The organism is Mesorhizobium qingshengii (assembly GCF_027563465.1).
GTDB lineage: Bacteria > Pseudomonadota > Alphaproteobacteria > Rhizobiales > Rhizobiaceae > Mesorhizobium > Mesorhizobium qingshengii_A.
This window is the reverse complement of record NZ_JAPFQA010000001.1, coordinates 333037-352511: the sequence shown is the minus strand read 5'-3', so window position 1 is coordinate 352511 and position 19475 is coordinate 333037. Positions and strand designations below refer to the sequence as shown.

The 19475-nt window shown below is 65.4% G+C and carries 17 protein-coding genes; 8 read left to right on the top strand and 9 right to left on the bottom strand.

Going from position 1 to position 19475, the window contains the following annotated elements; all coding sequences use genetic code 11:
- Positions 1–129: 129 nt before the first annotated feature.
- The 7 genes from murQ (at position 130) to OOJ09_RS01600 (ending at position 8502) form a co-directional block, all read left to right on the top strand.
- On the top strand, positions 130–1053 hold the full coding sequence (gene murQ, locus OOJ09_RS01630) for an N-acetylmuramic acid 6-phosphate etherase (protein WP_269904046.1): 924 nt from the start codon (positions 130–132) through the stop codon (positions 1051–1053).
- A 146-nt stretch (positions 1054–1199) separates the two neighbouring features.
- A complete protein-coding gene (locus tag OOJ09_RS01625) occupies positions 1200–2714 on the top strand; it encodes an ABC transporter substrate-binding protein (RefSeq protein ID WP_269903515.1) in 1515 nt (504 codons plus the stop codon).
- Positions 2715–2748: 34 nt separating this feature from the next.
- Positions 2749–3708: an ABC transporter permease gene (locus OOJ09_RS01620; protein WP_269903514.1), complete on the top strand. Its 960-nt coding sequence runs from the start codon at positions 2749–2751 to the stop codon at positions 3706–3708.
- On the top strand, positions 3708–4547 hold the full coding sequence (locus tag OOJ09_RS01615) for an ABC transporter permease (protein WP_269903513.1): 840 nt from the start codon (positions 3708–3710) through the stop codon (positions 4545–4547). The genes OOJ09_RS01620 and OOJ09_RS01615 overlap by 1 nt, the downstream gene beginning before the upstream one ends.
- On the top strand, positions 4544–6292 hold the full coding sequence (locus tag OOJ09_RS01610) for an ABC transporter ATP-binding protein (protein WP_269903512.1): 1749 nt from the start codon (positions 4544–4546) through the stop codon (positions 6290–6292). The genes OOJ09_RS01615 and OOJ09_RS01610 overlap by 4 nt, the downstream gene beginning before the upstream one ends.
- Positions 6293–6297: 5 nt before the next feature.
- Positions 6298–7323 (top strand): serine hydrolase domain-containing protein, encoded by a 1026-nt coding sequence (locus OOJ09_RS01605; protein WP_269903511.1) that lies wholly within the window; start codon positions 6298–6300, stop codon positions 7321–7323.
- A 63-nt stretch (positions 7324–7386) separates the two neighbouring features.
- Positions 7387–8502: an anhydro-N-acetylmuramic acid kinase gene (locus OOJ09_RS01600; RefSeq protein WP_269903510.1), complete on the top strand. Its 1116-nt coding sequence runs from the start codon at positions 7387–7389 to the stop codon at positions 8500–8502.
- On the opposite strand, the gene OOJ09_RS01595 is transcribed toward OOJ09_RS01600, so the two are convergent.
- From OOJ09_RS01595 to OOJ09_RS01585, 3 genes are all read right to left on the bottom strand, one after another.
- Positions 8503–8931: a GNAT family N-acetyltransferase gene (locus OOJ09_RS01595; RefSeq protein WP_269903509.1), complete on the bottom strand. Its 429-nt coding sequence runs from the start codon at positions 8929–8931 to the stop codon at positions 8503–8505.
- A 66-nt stretch (positions 8932–8997) separates the two neighbouring features.
- A complete protein-coding gene (locus OOJ09_RS01590; protein ID WP_269903508.1) occupies positions 8998–10389 on the bottom strand; it encodes a sigma-54-dependent transcriptional regulator in 1392 nt (463 codons plus the stop codon).
- Complete coding sequence (locus OOJ09_RS01585; RefSeq protein WP_269903507.1) at positions 10386–12206, bottom strand: sensor histidine kinase; 1821 nt, start codon at positions 12204–12206, stop codon at positions 10386–10388. Before OOJ09_RS01585 ends, OOJ09_RS01590 begins: the two co-directional genes overlap by 4 nt.
- 307 nt (positions 12207–12513) lie before the next feature.
- Between OOJ09_RS01585 and OOJ09_RS01580 the strand changes: the two genes are divergently transcribed.
- Positions 12514–13842 (top strand): dicarboxylate/amino acid:cation symporter, encoded by a 1329-nt coding sequence (locus tag OOJ09_RS01580; RefSeq protein ID WP_269903506.1) that lies wholly within the window; start codon positions 12514–12516, stop codon positions 13840–13842.
- A 68-nt stretch (positions 13843–13910) separates the two neighbouring features.
- On the opposite strand, the gene OOJ09_RS01575 is transcribed toward OOJ09_RS01580, so the two are convergent.
- From OOJ09_RS01575 to OOJ09_RS01550, 6 genes are read right to left on the bottom strand one after another with little or no spacing between them, the layout of a single operon-like run.
- Complete coding sequence (locus tag OOJ09_RS01575) at positions 13911–15011, bottom strand: ABC transporter ATP-binding protein (protein ID WP_269903505.1); 1101 nt, start codon at positions 15009–15011, stop codon at positions 13911–13913.
- A complete protein-coding gene (locus OOJ09_RS01570; protein ID WP_269903504.1) occupies positions 15004–16026 on the bottom strand; it encodes an ROK family protein in 1023 nt (340 codons plus the stop codon). Before OOJ09_RS01570 ends, OOJ09_RS01575 begins: the two co-directional genes overlap by 8 nt.
- Complete coding sequence (locus OOJ09_RS01565) at positions 16023–16745, bottom strand: ribulose-phosphate 3-epimerase (protein WP_269903503.1); 723 nt, start codon at positions 16743–16745, stop codon at positions 16023–16025. Before OOJ09_RS01565 ends, OOJ09_RS01570 begins: the two co-directional genes overlap by 4 nt.
- Entirely contained in the window at positions 16742–17575 is an 834-nt protein-coding gene (locus OOJ09_RS01560; RefSeq protein ID WP_269903502.1) for an alpha/beta fold hydrolase, read from the bottom strand. The genes OOJ09_RS01565 and OOJ09_RS01560 overlap by 4 nt, the downstream gene beginning before the upstream one ends.
- Positions 17575–18393, bottom strand: a complete 819-nt coding sequence (locus tag OOJ09_RS01555; RefSeq protein ID WP_269903501.1) for a sugar phosphate isomerase/epimerase family protein — start codon at positions 18391–18393, stop codon at positions 17575–17577. The genes OOJ09_RS01560 and OOJ09_RS01555 overlap by 1 nt, the downstream gene beginning before the upstream one ends.
- Positions 18393–19469 (bottom strand): Gfo/Idh/MocA family protein, encoded by a 1077-nt coding sequence (locus OOJ09_RS01550; protein WP_269903500.1) that lies wholly within the window; start codon positions 19467–19469, stop codon positions 18393–18395. Before OOJ09_RS01550 ends, OOJ09_RS01555 begins: the two co-directional genes overlap by 1 nt.
- Positions 19470–19475 lie beyond the last annotated feature (6 nt).

Below are 19475 nucleotides of genomic sequence, written 5' to 3'. Positions count from 1 at the left end.
TATTCAATTCTAAAAAGTTAACAAAAGAAAACAGGGCGGCAACCATGGACCCACGGTCCGTGCGCAGCGGTGCCGGCAACGAGCCATGCTCGCCACCGGCTGGGCCGCATGATTTTTGAAAGCACTGGGATGACCGAGCACGGGTTGATGTCTGAGTTGGACCGGCTGGTTTCCGAGGGCCGGAACCCAAGGACGATGGACATCGACCTGTTGCCGACCATCGACGTCCTGCGCAAGATCAATGACGAGGACAGGGCCGTCCCGACGGCTGTCGAAAAGGTTCTGCCCGACATCGCTGCCGCGGTGGACCGTATCGTGCTTGCCTTCCAGAAAGGTGCGCGGCTTGTCTATATGGGCGCCGGCACCAGCGGCCGGCTTGGGGTGCTCGACGCCTCGGAATGCCCGCCCACCTTCGGCGTGCCGGAAGGCATGGTTGTCGGCCTGATCGCCGGTGGCCCCGACGCCCTGGTGCGGTCGACGGAAGGCGCCGAGGATGATCCGAAAAGGGGCGCCAAGGTATTGCAGGAGATCGGGCTCACCGCCGACGACGTTGTGGTCGGCATCGCCGTCAGCGGGCGCACGCCTTACGTTATCGGCGGATTGAACTATGCCAGGCAGGTGGGCGCGACGACGGTCGCCCTGTCCTGCAATCCGGCGTCGACCATCGCCGGTATCGCCGACATAGCCATCTCGCCGGTTGTCGGCCCGGAAGTGCTCACCGGCTCGACCCGGCTGAAGTCGGGAACCGCGCAGAAGCTGGTGCTCAACATGCTGACGACCGCCAGCATGATCCGCATCGGCAAGAGCTACCAGAACCTGATGGTCGATCTGAACCCATCCAACAAGAAGCTGGTGGCCAGGGCGATCCGGATCGTCATGCAGACGACCGGCTGCGCGCCGCAACAGGCAAAACAGGTGCTCGCCCAGACCGGCAATGACGTGAAACTGGCGATCCTGGTGACGATCACCGGCATGGGCGTCGAGGAGGCGCGTGCGGCGCTCGGCAAGGCCGGAGGCTTCCTGCGAAAGGCAATCAGCGACGTAACGGCATGAATCCGCATGGGACAGACGGCATGCGCCGCATGGGACAAGACGGCGTCAAGCCGCATAGACTGGGCCGATACTCCAAAGCATGTGTGTCTTGGAAGCGGTCCGCAGAAACTGCAAGGCATCAAGTTCAATCACAATGGGAGACGAAAATGATTCACCTCACAAGAAAGCTGCTGTCAGGCATCACGCTGGCGGCCATGCTCGGCATCACGACGGTTTCGACGCAGGCGGCGACGCTGCATATGGCCTGGTCGCAGGACGCCACCGGACTCGACCCGCACAAGCAGACAGCGTTTTCGTCGCTCCGGCTGCTGGAGCTGATCTATGAGCCGCTGGTGCGGGTCGACGCCAGCCTGCAGATCATCCCCGCCATCGCCACGTCCTGGGAATTCTCGAAGGACGGCAAGGAGCTGACCTTCAGGCTCGATCCCAAGGCGAAATTCCAGGACGGCACCGCGGTGACCTCGGCCGACGTCAAGGCGTCGTTCGAGCGCATCCTCGACGAGAAGACGGGCGCCGCGGCCCGCGCCAACTTCCTGTCGATCGCCAGCATCGACACGCCGGATGCGGCGACCGTCGTGTTTCATCTGTCGCAGCCCGACGTGCCGATCCTGACGGCGATGAGCGACGTCAACGCGGCGATCGTTCCGGCAAGCGAAATCAAGGCCGGCTCGATCGGCACCAAGGCGGTCGGCTCGGGTCCGTTCAAGCTCGACAAATGGGACCCCAACGCCAAGGAAGTCCTGAGCGCCAACAAGGATTGGGCCGGCGGCGCGACCGGCGTCGACGGCATCGAGATCAGCGTGCTGCCGGACGAAGCGGCGATCCTGGCGGCCATGCGCACCAAGCAGATCGATTTCGCGCTGCTCAACGACCCGCTCGTCGCCACGCTGGTGCCGAAGGAAGCCAGCCTGCAACTGAACCGCGTGCCGGTGCTGTCCTATCACGTGCTGCAACTCAATCCGTCGCGCAAGCCGATGACCGAGCTCAAGGTGCGCCAGGCGATCCCCTGCGCCATCGACCGGCAAGAGGTGCTGGACACCGCGTCGCTCGGCGAAGGCAAGGTCACCGGACCACTGACCATTCCGGCCCTGGCGACCGATCCGAGCCAGCTGTTCTGCTACAAGCGCGACGTCGAAAAGGCCAAGAAGCTGATGGCCGAGGCCGGCTTTGCCGATGGATTTTCGGCGACCGTGATCGGCGCCACCGGCGAGCCGCCGACAGCGGCGGCGGAAGCCCAGGTGATCCAATCGCAGCTGGCTGAAATCGGCGTCAAGCTCGACATCAAGATGATGGAACTCAACGTCTATGTCGACGCCTGGCTGAAGGGCGATTTCGACATGGCGATCGCGCTCAACGGCGGTCGCGCCGACCCCTACACCATGTACAACCGCTACTGGACCAAGGCCGGCAATCTGCAGAAGGTGGCCAACTACATCGACGACACGCTCGACAGCCTCATGCAGAAGGGCCGCGCCGAGACCGACCCGGCGAAACGCAAGGTGATCTTCGCCGAGTTCGAGAAGCATCTCGCCGAGGTGTCGCCGTGGATCTGGCTCTACACCTCCTACAGCTACACGGCCCAGCAGAAGAACATCGCGGGGTTCGTGCCGACGCCGACCGGCACGCTGTTCAGCCTGAGCAAGGTTACCATTCAGCAGTAGCCGCCGCTGGCATTGGACGAGAGGACTTCTTCGCGTGAACTATCTGATGCGACGACTGGCGGCGTTTCCTCTCGTCCTGCTTGGCGTGTCCATCCTGGTCTTCGTGGCGATCCGGATGGTGCCGGGCGATTCGATCACGGCGATGCTGGGCACCGAGGCCGGCCTGCTGACCCCGGCGCAACGTGACTCGCTCGCCGCCTATTTCGGCATCGACCAGCCCTGGTTCGTCCAGTACTGGCGCTGGATTTCAGGCATTCTGCATGGCAATCTCGGCATTTCCGTCACCTATGGCAGGCCGGTGCTTGACGTCATCCTCGAGCGCTTCCCGCTGACGCTCGAACTGGCAGTGCTGTCGATGATCATCGCGCTCATCGTCGGCTTGCCGGCGGGGATCTTTGCCGCCACGCACAATGAGAAGCCGTCCGACCTCGGTGTGCGCGTCGTCGCCATGATCGGCCAGTCGACGCCGAGCTTCGTGCTTGGCCTCCTGATCATCTACACGCTGTCGGCCGGCTTTGGCGTGCTGCCGGCGATGGGCGAATTCGCACCGCTCTGGCAAGATCCCTTGCGCAATCTCGGCCAACTCATCCTGCCCGCCATAACGCTCGGCTTTGCCTTCGCGGCGTCGGTCACCCGCATATCGCGCTCGGCCATGCTCGACGTCTTGAGCGACGATTATGTCCGCACCGCGCGCAGCAAGGGCGCGCCGGCGCGCAGCGTCATCTGGCGGCATGCGCTGCCCAATGCACTCATCCCGGTCGTGACGCTGAGCGGCATTGAATTCGGCTATCTGCTGGGTGGCGCCGTCATCGTCGAGCAGATCTACGCGCTGCCGGGCCTCGGCCGCATGGTGCTGGATGCGATCCTGCAGCGCGACTACGCACTGGTGCAGGGAAGCGTGCTGTTCATCGCCCTCAACTTCATGATCGTCAATCTCCTGGTCGACCTCGCCTATGTCGCGCTCGATCCGCGCATCCGGCTGGGAGAACAATGATGCGCATCCTGCGAGCCATCTTCGGCCACGGCAGCGGCCGTATCGGCGGTGTCATCGTCGGCGTCTATCTGCTGATCGCGATCCTCGGCATGCTGGGGTTGACGCCGCACAATCCCATCACGCAATACCGGGTCGACCGGCTGCATGCGCCCAACGGCGCCTATTGGATGGGCACGGACCTGTTCGGCCGCGACGTGGCCAGCCGGCTGATGGCGGGTGTCGGCCAGTCCTTCACGGTTGCCTTCTTCTCGGTGGCCTTCGCGACCCTTGCCGGCACCGTGCTCGGGCTGGCCGCCGCCTGGCTCGGGCGCCGTTGGGACGGCATGCTGATGCGGATCATGGATGTGCTGCTCGCCTTCCCTGCAATCCTGCTGGCGCTGCTCATCGTCACCGTCGCCGGGCCGGGCACGTGGACCAGCGTCGTCGCCATCGGCATCGTCTACACGCCGATCTTCACCCGCGTGGTGCGCGGTCCTGCCCTTTCGCTCAAGGCACGCGAATTCGTCGACGCCGCACGCACCTTCGGCAGCAGTCCGAGCTACATCGTGACGCGGCATTTGCTGCTCAATCTGGTGGCGCCATTGACCGTACAGGTGACGCTGGCGCTGGCCTGGGCGCTGCTGACGGAAGCAGGCCTGAGCTTTCTTGGGCTGGGCACCCAGCCGCCCGCCGCCTCGCTCGGCCTGATGCTGAGCGACAGCCGCAACCTGATGGAGACGGCACCCTGGCTGATGATCTTCCCGGGCCTGGCAATCATGATCAGCATCCTCGGCTTCAACCTGCTGGGTGACGCCTTGCGCGATATCCTCGACCCGAAGATGCGGAGGGCGCCGGCATGATCCCGCTTCTCTCCGTCCGCGACCTGCGCGTCGGCTTCGGCCGCAATCCGCAAGCCAATGAGGTGGTGCGCGGCGTCAGCTTCGATCTGGCCGACGGCGAAACGCTGGCCATTGTCGGCGAAAGCGGTTCCGGCAAGTCGGTCACCGCGTTGTCGATCAATCGTCTCATCGATTTCAGCGGCGGCCGCATCACCGGCGGCGCGATGAAGCTGAAACGGGCCGATGGCGGCATCTTCGACCTGATGACCGCGACCGAACCGCAACTGACCGGTATTCGCGGCGCCGAGATCGGCATGATCTTCCAGGAGCCGATGACCTCGCTCAATCCGGTGCTGACCATCGGCACGCAGATCGAGGAATCATTTCGGCTGCACCGCGGCCTGACTGGCAGGCAGGCCACCGCGGCAGCGAAGGATGCGCTCGACCGTGTGCGTATTCCCGATGCCGCGCGGCGGCTGAAATACACGCCCAACCAGTTGTCCGGCGGCATGCTGCAGCGGGTGATGATCGCGATCGCGCTCGCCTGCAATCCGCGCCTGCTCATCGCCGACGAGCCGACGACGGCGCTCGACGTGACGGTGCAGGCTCAGATCATGGCGCTGCTTGCCGAGCTGAAGCGGGAAACCGGCATGTCGATGATCTTCATCACGCACGACATCGGCCTGGTTGCCGGTATCGCCGACAAGGTGATGGTGATGCAGAGCGGAAAGGCTGTCGAACAGGGCGAACTGAACCAGATCCTCGACAATGCGCGGCATCCCTATACGCAGCACCTGCTGCAGGACGTGCCACATTTCGCCAACGGTCGCGCGACGCGCGTTGACGGACAGCGCGACAAGGGCGCAGGCACGGAACCAGCCTTGAAGGTCGATGGTCTGGTGGTGCGGTTTCCGCTCAAGAGCAGTTTCTTCAGCCGCGCCACGGGCGCGGTGCATGCCGTTGACGGCGTCGATTTCGACCTGATGCCAGGCGAGACGCTGGCCATCGTCGGTGAGAGCGGCTCGGGCAAATCGACCACCGCGCGCGCGGTGCTAGGACTGGTGCGATCGACACGCGGCAGCTTCACGGTCGGTGCTCGAAAGGCTTCGGCGGCGCAAAGCGCCCTGCCCGTTCAGATGGTGTTCCAGAACCCCTATGCCTCGCTCAACCCGAGGCTGACCATCGAAAGCATTCTGGCCGAGCCGGTGATTGCAACCGGCGGTCGGGTGGATGCCGGGACGCGGGCGAGGATGGCGAGCCTGCTCGAACGCGTCGGCCTGCCAAGGAACAGCCTGGAACGCTATCCGCACGAGTTTTCCGGCGGCCAGCGGCAAAGGCTGTGCATCGCGCGGGCGCTGATGCTCAACCCATCCGTCGTTGTTCTGGATGAAGCGGTTTCGGCGCTCGATGTGTCGGTGCAGGCCAAGGTGCTGGAACTGCTGGTCGACCTGCAGCGCGAGTTCGGGCTGGCCTATCTGTTCATCTCGCACGACATGGCTGTCGTCGAGCGGATCGCCCACCGAATCGCCGTCATCTATGCCGGCCAGATCGTCGAGATCGGCGACGCGACCTCGGTGCTGTCGAAGCCGAAGCATTCCTATACGAAGAAACTCATTGCCGCCGTTCCGACCATCGACCGTCGCCATGAGCATTTCGAGCTCGACACGCGCCAGGTTCCCTCGCTTGTACGTCCGCAGGGGTTTGAGCCGGCTGCGGCCAGATGGGTACAGTTTGGCCGGGATCACATGGCGAGGACGGAAGCCTGACCGCGATGAGCAAGACCGCAGCCCCTTCCAATGACCTCCAACAGCTGTTCGACCGCGCGTTCCAACCACTCGCCGCAGCGGTCTCCGCCAAGCGCATTCCAGGCGGCGTGCTCGGCATTGTGGACAAAAAGGGCGAACGCATCGTCAGGTCGATCGGCTCGGCCCAGCTGGTGCCGGTGCCGCGACCGATGCAGGACGAAACCTGGTTCGACCTGGCGTCGCTGACCAAGGTCGTCTTCACCACGCCGCGCATCCTGGCGCTGGCGGAAGGCGGCGTCATCGATCTCGACGCGCCGCTGATCTCGGTGCTGCCGGACCTTCGCCAGTATGATGCCGCGGCCTGGGAGCGGAAGGTGACGTTTCGCCAATGCCTCGGCCACCAGACGCCCTTTCCGGCCGTCGAGCCGATCTACACCTACGGGCGCGATCCCGAGCTGCTGCGCGCCTTCATCCTGCAGCGCGAATGGCGGGCACGGGACCCAGTCTACTCCGACATCAATTTCATTCTGCTCGGCTTTGCGCTTGAGCGGCTGTCCGGAAAGACCATCCGCGACTTGGATCCTGGCCCCGGCTTTGCATGGTCCACGGAGCCGGATGTCGCCGCCGCGACCGAGGACTGCACCTGGCGTCATCGCGTGCTGTCCGGCGAAGTCCATGACGACAATTGCTCGGCGCTGCAGGGCTCGGGGCACGCCGGCCTGTTCGGAACAGCCGCTTCGGTGCTCGATTTCGCGCAAGGGCTGCTGGATGGCAGCGGCGCATCCGAGCGTTCGATCGCACTGATGCGAACCCCCTTGTCCGCCACCCGCACCCATGGCTGGGAGCGTCCCTATGACGGCTGGTCCGGCGGGGCCTTGTGCAGTCCGGGAACCATCGGCCATACCGGCTTTACCGGCACCGGACTGTGGATCGACTTCGACAGAGGCAAAGCGTGGACCTTGCTCACCAACCGCATCCATCCGACACGTCATTTCGATAGTGGAATCGTTTCGCTGCGGCAGGCGGTCGGCGATCTCGTCAATGGAGCATGATCCCCAAAGTGGGCCCGGTCTTGGGATAAGATCATGTTCAAAACAAAGAGGCAGAGCTCAACAATGAACCCAATCTGGGCCGTCGGCCTGATGACCGGCACCGTGCTCGACGGCAACATCGATGTCGCGCTGATCAAGACGGATGGCGAGCGCATCGACGATTTCGGCACCTACCGGCTGATGCCCTATCCCCCGTCGATCCGCTCGCTGCTGGAAGACACGCTGAAGGAGGCAAGAGCCTGGAATTTTGTCGGGCCGGAGCCGGCGATCTTCCGCAAGGCCGAGGAAGCCCTGACGCGCGCCCAGTCGGCGGCGGTCAAGGAATTGGTCGAGGGCTATGGGATGACGATGGCCGATATCGGCGTCGTCGGCTTTCATGGCCAGACCGTTCTGCATCGCGCGCCACAGGTCGGACGGCTCGGCCAGACGCGACAGCTGGGCGACGGCGAGCTGATGCATGCGATCCTCGGCACCAAGGTCGCCTACGATTTCCGCTCGGCCGACATGCGCGCCGGCGGCCAGGGCGCCCCATTGGCCGCGGCCTATCACACCGCGCTGATGCGCAGCGCCGGCGCCAATGGCGAGGTAGCCGTGCTCAATCTCGGCGGCGTGGCCAACATCACCTGGTGGGATGGCGGCGATAATGTCATCGCCTTCGACACAGGCCCCGCCAACGCGCCGCTCAACGATTTCATCAAATCGAAAGGGCTCGGCGAAATGGACCGCGACGGCGCGCTTGGCCGTGCGGGCAAGGTCGACGAGGCAAGGCTCGCCAAGCTGCTGCAGCACCCCTATCTCAGCAAGCCCTACCCCAAATCGCTGGACCGCTTCGACTTCGGCGCCGCCATGGCGGACGGTTTGAACGCCGAGGATGGCGCTGCCTTGCTGACCGCCTTCACCGCCGCCGCCGTCGGCAAGGCGCTCGACCTGTTGCCAACCCGACCCAGAAAACTGGTGGTCAGCGGTGGCGGCCGCCACAACCCGACGATGATGGCGATGCTGGCCAGCCGCGCCGGTGTCGAGGTGGTGCAGGCCGAGAGCCTCGGCTGGAGCGGCGACGCGGTGGAAGCCGAGTGTTTTGCCTTCCTCGCGGTTCGCGTGCTGCGCGGTCTGCCGATCAGCTTCCCCAGCACGACCGGCGCACCGCAGCCGATGCGCGGCGGACGGCTGGCGGGATAATCAGGCAGACGACAGTTTCTTCTGCAGGAAGATGCGGCTGCGGCCGATGGGGAAATCGGCAAGCGTGCCGAAGGTCTGATAGCCCTGGCGCTGATAGACCTTGGCGGCGTTCGGACTGAAGGTGTCGATCCACGCGCTTTGGCAGCCCCGCGCCATGGCTTCCTGTTCGGCCGCGTCCAGCATCCTGCCGGCCATATGCTGGCCGCGCAGCCTTTCATCGACCCACAGCCATTGCACGTAAAGCCAGCCCCAGGCGGTATAGCCGGAGATGCCCGCGACGACCGCGCCGTCGTCGTCGCGCACGAACACTGCCAGGGCCTTCCTTTCGGAAGCGCCGACGTCGCCGTCGTTGAACGCCGTCAGGCGCTCGCCGAGAAAGGCGAGTTCTTCCGGCAACGGATCGGCGGTCGTTTCAAGTGTCGTGTTCATGGCTTTCCGACGTGTGCGGCTGGATGCGAGCCAAGCGTTACGAAGGGCGGCGCGCTTGCGCAACTTCTATATCTGGCCCCGCACAGGTTGCGCATCCGCATCGCCGCCATTGCGAAATTCGGACGCTACAATGCCGTAGCGCTTGAGCTTGTCGTAGAACGTCTTGCGCGGCACGCCGAGCGCGTCTATGGCGCCGCGCACGTCGCCGCCATGATCGCGCAATGCGTCGCGGATGAGTTGCGCCTCGTAGTGGCCAACCCGTTCGGGCAGTGTTGCCACAAGCTCCGGCGATTGGGCGGGGACTGCCTTCGCTTCGTCGTCCGGGCCGAGACCGAGCGTGACGCGATCGGCGAAATGGGCAAGTTCGCGCACATTGCCCGGCCAGGCATGCGACTGGAGATGGTCGCTCACCGCTGTGTTCACCTTGGCAACAGGCCGGCCGAAACGTTCCGCTGCCTTGCCGAGGAAATGCCCGAACAGCATCGGGATATCGCCGCGCCGCTCGCGCAAGGGCGGGATGCGAAGCGTCACCACGTTGAGGCGGAAATAGAGGTCCTCGCGAAAATCGCCGCGCTGGTCCGGCCGGCCGAGATCGACCTTGGTCGCCGCGACGACCCTCAAATCGATGCGCCGGGTCTCGTTCGAGCCAAGCGGGGTGAGGCTGCGCGTCTCGAGCACCCGCAGCAGCTTGACCTGCAGGGCCGGCGGCATGGATTCGATCTCGTCGAGGAACAGCGTGCCGCCGCTGGCATGCTCGATGCGGCCGATCCGCCGCCGTTGCGCGCCGGTGAACGCGCCCGCCTCGTGGCCGAACAGCTCGCTCTCTATGACGGTCTCCGGCAGGGCGCCGCAATTCAACGCCACGAAGGGTTTTGCGCGCCGCCGGCCCCATCGATGCAGCAGGTCCGCCACCACTTCCTTGCCGGTTCCCGTCTCTCCTTCCACCAGCACATCGACGTCCATGTCGGCGATCTGGCGCAAGGTCTCGCGCAGCCGCCGGATGGCGGGCGCTTCGCCGATCAGCGGCAGGCCGTCGGCCGCCTGTGCGGCTGCTTCGCGCAGCCGCCGGTTCTCCATCACCAGCCGCCGCTTCTCCGATGCCCTTCTCAGCGCCTCGACAAGGCGATCGCCGGCATAGGGCTTCGGGATGAAATCATAGACGCCGTCCTTGAGCGCGGCCACGGCAAGATCGACATCGCCATGCCCGGTGACCAGGATCACCGGTATGTCCGGGTCGATCGCCTTGACGCGATCGAACAGTTGCAGCCCGTTCATGCCAGGCATGCGTATGTCGCTGACGACCACGCCCTCGAAATTCCTGTCGACGACGGCAAGCGCCGCCTCGGCTGCGTCGAGCGCGATCACGCTGAAGCCGGCAAGTTCGAGCAATTGCGTGGTGGCGTGAAGCAAATCCGCATCGTCGTCGACGAGCGCCACCAGCCCTGATCCCTCGGTCATTCAATTCGCCTCAAGTCGATGGTGAAGGACGCGCCGCTGGCGCTGTCGGGATCGAGCCGCAGCGTGCCGCCCAATTCCTGGGCGATCTCCTGCGAGATCACCAGCCCGAGGCCAAGCCCTTTCTCCTTGGTGGTCTGGAACGGCATGAACAGATTGCCGGCCGCTTCCGGCCCTAGGCCGGGACCGTTGTCGCGCACCGAAATCAGCACCCTGTCGTCGCGCTCGGCAAGCACGATCTCGATACGGGGATCGGGCTGGTCCTTCATGGCGTCCAGCGCATTCTGCAACAGGTTGACGAGGATCTGCTCCAGCCGGATGCGGCTGGCCATCACCATCGGCGACGCGTTGCCGCGCGGCTTGACGATGGTCACGCCGGAATCGCGGATGCGGCCCGACAGAAGCGACAGCGCGCCGTCGATCGCCTCGCGCACCGGCAATGGCGAGGCGGCGACATTCGCGCGGCGGGCGAAGGTGCGCAAGGTGCTGGTGATCGCGCCGATGCGTTCGGTCATCGAAACGATCGATGTCAGGTTGCCGCTGACGGTTTCGGTCCTGCCGTCGGCGAGAAAGCGGCCGGCATTCTCAGCATAGGTGCGGATCGCGGCGACCGGCTGGTTGATCTCGTGCGCGACGCCGGCCGCGATCTGCCCGAGAATGGAAAGCCGGTTGGCCTGAGCGAGATCGTCACGCAGCCGGCGAACCTTGGCCTCGGCATTCTCACGCTCGGCGATCTCGCCGGCAAGGGCGGTGTTGGAGCGCGTCAGCTCCGCCGTCCGCGTGCTGACCCGGCTCTCCAGCTCGACATTCATGCGCGCCAGCGCCTCTTGCCGCAGCCGGCGTGCGCGCTGGCGCCGGGTCAGCACGAAGGCGATCAGACCTGTCAGCAGCAGCCCGAGCAGCGTGGTCAGGCGCGCCGTGTTGGCGGCGGACGAGAGAGCGGCGTCGGCGGGCGTCAGCAACCAGAGACGCCAGCCGGGAACCGCGCCGGGCAAGTCCTGCACCACCTCGACGAACTGGCGCGACTTTCCTGAGCTGTCGATTGTCGCCAAGCCGTCACCGGCACCACGCCGTATCGGCAGCGGTTCGAAAGTGGCGTCGGGCAGTTGAAGCTGCTCGTGGGCAGCGGCGGCGTCCTCCGCGGAGAGCGGCGCAAGCGTATGAAACCGCCAGTCAGGCTGGCTGGTGGCCAGCACCACGCCGCGTTCGTCGGTGACGAAGACAAGAAAGCCGCTCGATCGCCAATTGGCCTCGACGCGGTCGAGTTCGACTTTCAGCACGGCGACGCCAAGCGGCTTGCCGCCATCGTCGACCCGGCTGGCAAGATAGAGACCTGGCCGGCCGCTGATCGTGCCGAGGCCGTACTGGCTGGCGGCGCCCTTCGCCATTGCTTCGTTGAAGTAGTGCCGAAAATTATAGTCGATGCCGACAAAGCTCGCCGGCTCGCCGGCATTGCTGGCCGATATCGCCATGCCCGCCGTGTCGATGACATAGATGGCGGAGGCCGATGCATCGCCGGCAATCGCCCTGAGTTTTTCATCAAGAGCCGTTTCTTCCGTTCTCCCGGCCCGGCGCAGCGCCTCGCGCACCGCATCGTCGCGTGCCAGCACCAACGGAACCAGTCGCTGCTTTTCGATTTCGCCAGTCAGTGTTCCCGCCGCCAGCGGCAGAGCCGCAAGCGCTCCGTCACGCAGATTGTCGGCCGCCTGGCTGGAGGCGATGCGCCCGGCAATGGCGATCGCGCCGGCCAGAACCGCTAGGGCGATCACGACGACAAGCCAGCGGCCATGGCGCAGCCTGGCCACCGCCTCGCGCAGCAAATCCCGGCCGGCAACCCCTATTGACCTGCTGTCGGTGCCTGCTTGCGGCGTTTGCCCTCTCCCTTTCTCGCGGCCTCGCGGCCAGTGTAATGCGAAATTCCGCCCAGGCAAACGCTACCTGTGCGGAATTCCGCACAGGTTTCCGCCGGGCAACTCCGGAAAGTGGCCAAAACGCTGGGGTTTCAGCCTTTCCCCGATCTGGCACAGCGCTTGCAAAAGTTCCTGCAGCGGCGTGCGACCGGAGCGCCGCGATGGGAGAAGTCACGCAGGGCGGCGCATTTCCGCCCCATCCGGCAGGGAGAGTTCGATGCACATCGCAGACCAATCAGGCGCGCCTTCCGCGCAGCGCAAGCCTTTCTATGCCCAACTCTACGTGCAGGTGCTCGTCGCGATCACCGTCGGTATCCTGCTCGGCCACTATTATCCGTCGATCGGCGAGAGCATGAAGCCGCTTGGCGACGCCTTCATCAAGCTGGTCAAGATGATCATCGCCCCGGTCATCTTCCTGACCGTGGCGACAGGCATCGCCGGCATGAGCGACCTGCAGAAGGTCGGCCGTGTCGCCGGCAAGGCAATGCTCTACTTCCTCACCTTCTCGACGCTCGCCCTCATCATCGGCCTTGTCGTCGCCAATGTCGTGCAACCGGGCGCCGGCTTCAACATCGACCCGGCGACGCTCGATGCGTCAACCGTCAGCACCTACGCCGCCAAGGCGCACGACCAGTCGGTCACCGGCTTCCTGATGAACATCATCCCGACGACCATCGTCGGCGCCTTCGCCGACGGCGACATCCTGCAGGTGCTGTTCTTCTCGGTGCTGTTCGGCATTGCGCTGGCGCTGGTCGGCGACAGGGGCACGCCCGTCCTCAATTTCCTGCAGGCGCTGATGGCGCCGATGTTCAAGCTGGTCAGCGTGCTGATGAAGGCAGCACCCATCGGCGCCTTCGGTGCCATGGCCTTCACCATCGGCAAATACGGTATCGGCTCGGTCATCAACCTCGCGATGCTGGTCGGCACCTTCTACCTGACGTCGCTGCTGTTCGTGTTCGTCGTGCTCGGTGCCGTCTGCCGCTACAACGGGTTCTCCATCCTGGCGCTGATCCGCTACATCAAGGAGGAGCTGCTGCTGGTGCTGGGCACCTCCTCGTCGGAAGCCGCCCTGCCCTCGCTGATGGAAAAGATGGAGAAGGCCGGCGCCAAGCGCTCGGTGGTTGGATTGGTCATCCCGACCGGCTATTCCTTCAACCTCGATGGCACCAACATCTACATGACACTGGCGGCGCTGTTCATCGCGCAGGCGACGAACATCCATCTGTCGATCGGTGACCAGATCCTGCTGCTGCTGGTTGCCATGCTTTCCTCGAAGGGCGCCGCCGGCATCACCGGAGCCGGATTCATCACCCTTGCCGCCACGCTCTCGGTCGTTCCGGCGGTTCCGGTCGCCGGCATGGCGCTGATCCTCGGCGTCGACCGCTTCATGTCGGAGTGCCGGGCGCTGACCAATTTCATCGGCAATGCCGTCGCCACGCTGGTGGTCGCCCGCTGGGAAGGCGAACTCGACGAGGCCAAGCTGGCCAGCGCTCTGGCGGGCACGGCGGACGACAGCCTGCCGGCGGACGTCGTTCCCGCCGAGTAATCCGCGCGGTCAATGCGACAAAGGCCGGAGGCGTGCTGCCTCCGGCCTTTGTCATACAGGTCGCGACGTCAGACGGTACCTGTCTTGCTCAGCGGCGCCAGCGCCCTGCCATCCGCCCCGAAGAGATGGCATCGCGACGGATCGATCTGCATCGCAATGGGACTGTGCAGCGGGGTGGTGTCTATGCCCTCGGTCTGCACGACAAGCCTTGTCCTCTCGCCGATGTCGGCATGAAGGATGGTCAGGCCGCCAAGCCGCTCGGCCAGCACCGCCTCGCCCTTGAACTGGCCCGCATCTGCGATGCGAATATGTTCCGGCCGGATGCCAAGCAGCAGCTCGCTGTTCGGCGCGCGTGCGCCCGCCTCGACCGGAACGACCACACTGGACCCGCCCGGCAGGGCTACGGCAACGCCATCCCTGTTGGCTGACAGAATCCGCACCGGCAGCATGTTCATCTTCGGCGAGCCGATGAAGCCGGCGACGAAGACATTGGCAGGCCTGGCATAGAGGTCGAGCGGCGATCCGACCTGCTCAATCGTGCCGCCATTGAGGACGACGATCTTGTCGGCCATGGTCATCGCCTCGGTCTGGTCGTGGGTGACGTAGACGATGGTGGCGGCGAGCCGTTCGTGCAACTGCATCAGTTCCAGCCGCATGTTGACGCGCAGCGCGGCATCGAGGTTCGACAGCGGTTCGTCGAACAGGAAGACCTTCGGCTGACGCACGATCGCGCGGCCGATGGCGACACGCTGGCGCTGGCCGCCAGACAGCTCCTTCGGCCGTCGCCCGAGCAGATGCGACAGCTGCAGCACATCGGCCGCCGCCTTGACCTTGGCGTCACGCTCGGTGACCGGCAGGCCGGCGATCTTCAGCGCGAAGCCCATATTGTCGGCGACCGTCATATGCGGGTAGAGCGCATAGGACTGGAACACCATGGCAAGACCGCGCTCGGAGGGATCGACCTCGTTGATGCGGGCGCCGTCGAGCAACAGCTCACCGGACGTGATCTTCTCCAGCCCGGCGATCATGCGCAGCAGCGTCGACTTTCCGCAGCCCGACGGTCCGACGAAAACGACGAACTCGCGGTCGCCGACATCGAGGTCGACGCCCTTGATCACCTCCACACCGCCGTAGGACTTGCGCACACCGCGCATCTTGAGCTCAGCCATTGAAGTCCCTCCTCGCGTCAGGATACGTGCTTGGGCCGACAGGCATGCGTGCCGCCAAAGTGCCCACGTCGTCGAACAGGACGAGGCTGGCGGCGCCGACCAGCCCGGCATGGCGGCCGAGCTGCGCCTGGACGACCGGCACGTCGCGATAGGCGCGCATGGCCCGCTGCCTGATGGTCGCCTCGATGACAGGCAGCATAAGGTCGAGCCCATTGGCGATGCCGCCGCCGACGACCAGCACATCGGGCGAATAGAGATGCAGCAGATTGGTGAAGCCGACGCCCAGCCAGCGCGCTTCCTCCTCAAGCAGGGCCAAAGCGAGGTCGTCCCCCAGCCGTGCCGCCTCGACGACATGGCGGCCGGTCACCTCCGCGTCCGCCGACAGCCGCCGCAAAGTCGAGCCGTCTCCGGCGGCTGTGGCGGCGGTCGCGCGGCGGCCAAGCGCGGTGCCCGAGGCGATGGCTTCGAAGCAACCGACGACGCCGCACACGCAACGCTCGCCTTCATTGGTTATGGTCATATGGCCGATCTCGGCGGCAAGGCCGCGACGGCCGTGCAGGATGCGCCCATCGACCACGACGCCGCCGCCAATGCCGGTGGAAACCGTGACGAAGACCAGCGAGCGCGCGCCGTGGCCGGCACCGAAGCGCCATTCGCCGAGCGCGGCGGCGTTGGCGTCGTTCTCCAGCCGCACCGGCAGGCCGAGCCGCCGTTCGAGGATGTCGGCAAGCGGCACATCCAACCAGCCGGCGAGCGTCGGCGGCCCGACCGCGATGCCGGCGAGCGGATCAAGCGGTCCCGGCGCACCGACGCCGACGCCGACAATAGCGAGCGCCGGCGCCTCGGCATGCGCGGTCGCGGCCAGCGCCTCGATCTGGCCGATCACCACATCGGGGCCGGCCTGCGCCTGTGTCGGCACCGCCGCGAATGCCAGGATCTTGCCGTCGCGGTCGACCAGGGCGGCGCGAAGCTCGGTGCCGCCAAGATCGATCGCGAGGGCGGCTTCAGTGCTCATGCCGCTACCTTCAGTCCGTGCAGCCAGCCGATGCGGCCGGCCAGATCCTTGTCGCCAAAGGCGAGCGAACCGAGCACCACGGTCTCAGCGCCGGCGGCACGCAGCAACGGCACCGTTTCGTGGCGGATGCCGCCGTCAGCGGCAAGCACGACGGTCTCTTCGCGGCCGGCCTCCCGCAGAATGGCGCGGGCGGCACCCAGCCGGTCGCAGGCCTTCTCCGACAGGCTCTGACCCTTGACGCCGATTGCCGTGCCGAGAAGCGTGACGAAAGCGACATTTGAGACGAAGGGCGCCACCTCTTCGACCGGCGTCTCCAGCCTCAGCACGACACCGGCTTCGGCGCCGAGCTCGCGGGCCAGCCGAACGGCGCGCAATCCCGCCTCGCCATTCTCGGCATGGACGCTGATCATGTCGGCGCCGGCCTCGATGAACTGGCGCGTCTGCGCCTCGACTATGTCAGCATCGACCATCAGGTGGACATGGATCGGTTTCGCCGTGAGCCTGGCAATGCGGGCGACGAGGTCGGGGAAGAACAGGAAGGACGGGGCGAAATGACCGTCCGCCACATCGATGTGATGAAGATCGACATAGGGTTCGATGCGCTTCAGGTCGCTCTCGAAATTGACGAGGTCGGCGGACCACAGAGAGAATTCAGCGATCATGCGATCGCGCGGCAATGCGGCGATGGCGCCCGGGCCTGAAAGTGGTTTCGAGATCATGATTGGTCCTGGTTGTTGAAACGATCATCGAGAAAGCGGGCGATGGCGGCGCGGACCTCCGTGAAATGGCGATCCTTGTCGGCGGCCTTCGGCGTCACCTCGACAAAGGCAGCGTCGGGGATGGCGTCGGCGAGGCTGCGAGCGATCGCCAGCGGATGAACCAGATCGACGCCGCTGCCGACGACGAGTGTGGGGATTGCGAGGCCGGAAGCAGCCGCCTGCGTGACGCCGGCCCCATCGTTTGCGATCGCCTGCATCACTTCGGCGAAGACGGTCGCATTTTCACGCGCGAAGAAGCCGAGCAAGGACGCGAGATTGTCTGGTGCTTCAGCGCGAAAGCGGGCGGCAGTGGCGGAGGTCGCGAAAGCGTCGCGCGCTTCATCCAGCGGGCGGTCGCGGATGAGCCCTGCCACTTCCACGTAAGGGCGCATGTTTTGCGGCGCTGCCTCGAAGGCCCAGGCAGGGCGCACAAGTACCAAGCCAATGACGCGTTCCGGGTAACGGCTCGCCAGGTTCACCCCGATTGCCGCGCCCATCGAGATGCCGCCGGCGACAAAACGGTCGAGACGGGCCGCATCGGCGGCGGCCAGCACATCGTCGGCGAACATCGCGATCGAAAACGGGCGCTTGCTGCCAGCGCCGGAGCCGCCTTGCGCGCGGCATTCGACGGTGAGCCGCCGGCGTGACGGGCTATCGGGTAAGTTCTGCGCCACCTGCGCTGCATCGCCGCCGAGGCCATGCTGGAAGACGATGGCAAGCCCGCCCTGCCCCGTATCGAAGACACGAAGTGCTGCATCGTCGCGAAGCATGATCGCCGGCGCGGTACCCATCAGAGGAGCCTCCGCAGGAAGGCGGCGACATCAGGCGCCTCATCAGCGGACAGGCCATGGGTGACGAGCGATCCGCCGAAACCCACCGCCTTCAGCCGCGCGACGAAATCCGGAAAATCGACGATGCCTTGCCCTGATGTGGCGAAGCGGCCGTCACCATGGCGGTCCTTGGCGTGCGCCATGGCGATGTGGCCGGCCGCCTCGTCGATGGCGGCGGCAACGATGGCGCGCGCCTCGCCCGGCGTGGCGTGCTCGAACAGGTTCGCCGGATCAAGGACGATCTTCAGATGCCTCGAGCCCATCTCGGCGATCAGGCGAGTCGCATCGTTGGCCGAGGTGACGATGTTGGCCTGCTCGGGCTCGATACCGAGATCGACGCCGGCGGCTTCGGCCAACGCCAGCGCCTGCTCCATCTCGGCGGCCATGTCGGACCAGGCGTCGGGCCGGCCATTGTCAGGATGATACGCCCATTGATCGGCAGCGTTGCGCGAACCGGTACAGAGCGTGACCAATGGAATATCCAAGGCAGCAGCGGCTTCGATGACGAGGGCCAGGCGCCTGAGGCCATCGTCACGCAGGGCCTTGTCGGGATGCGCCATGTTGTAGGTGCCCGATAGCGCGGCGAGTGAAACACCGGTCGATCGCGCGGCGGCACGGATCGCCGCGACGGCCTCCGCCGGCACTGCGTCCGGCATCGATGGCAGGCCGGCGCAAGCAAGATTGAACTGCGTCGTCTCATAGCCCGCTTGTCGCACCGCCATCAGCACGGCGGCCGGTTCGGTACCAGGGAAGGTCTTGGCGAAAATGCCGAGACGCATCAGACCGCCCCCGAAACCGAGGCGAGTTCAACCCGCTCGCCGGTCTCCACAGACCGGGCAATCGCGACCATGGCGCGGATCGACGCGATGCCGTCTTCGACAGTGGCGCCGCGCATCGGCGCGCCGGCAAGCACCGTGTTGGCAAGACCTTCCAGCTGGCGGCGGAAGAAATGGCCGTCGGCGCCAAGCGGCTTGCGCGAGGTCGCGTCCTTCTCATGGAAGATGTCGACTTCGCTCGCCCGGAAGTACCAGGGGTTGAAGGTCTTGGCGATAATGGAACCGTTCTGGCCATAGAGCTGAAAGCCTTCGTGCCAGTCCATCCGTACGGCCACCGTCAGATCGAGATGGCCGAGCGCGCCGCTGGCGAATTCGGTTTCGACGAACCAGCAATAGGCGCCGAAACGTTCGTTGAGGCGGGCGCGCACGGCGACGATATCACCGCACAGGAAGCGCGCCGTGTCGACGAGATGCGAGCCGTGGGCCAGCATGAAGTATTGCCTGAGATCAGCCTTGGGATTGCCCGCCGGCTTCCGCGCCAGCTTGCTGGTGACGGGCAGCGGCTGAATGGCGTCGGTGTTGGTGTAGCGATGGGTGGAATCGCAATACCAGGCCTTCAGCGCCAGCACCTCGCCCATCTCGTCGCGGACAAAGTCGCGGGCCGCCTCCAGCGCCGGGTCGAAGCGCTTCATGTGACCGACCTGCAGCACCTTGCCGGAGCGTTTCACCGCCGCCGCGAGAGCCTCGCCTTCCTCGACAGAGGTGCCGATCGGCTTTTCGCACAGCACATGCTTGCCGGCGTCGAGCGCCTTGATCGACATCGGCACGTGATAGGCGTCCGACGTCGCCACGATCACCGCCTCCAGTTCGGGATCGGCGAGCATCGCGTCATAGTCGGCATACATCCTTTGCGGCTCGTAGGTGGCGCCCATGCGGGCAAGCAGATCGGGTGCCGCGTCGCAGATGGCGTAGAGGTCGGCATTGCCAGCCTTGACGCAGGATTCCAGATGCGCGAACTGCGCGATGGGGCCGCAGCCGAGCACGCCAACCCTGAGGCGTCTGTCTTGTTTCTTGATCATCGTCTC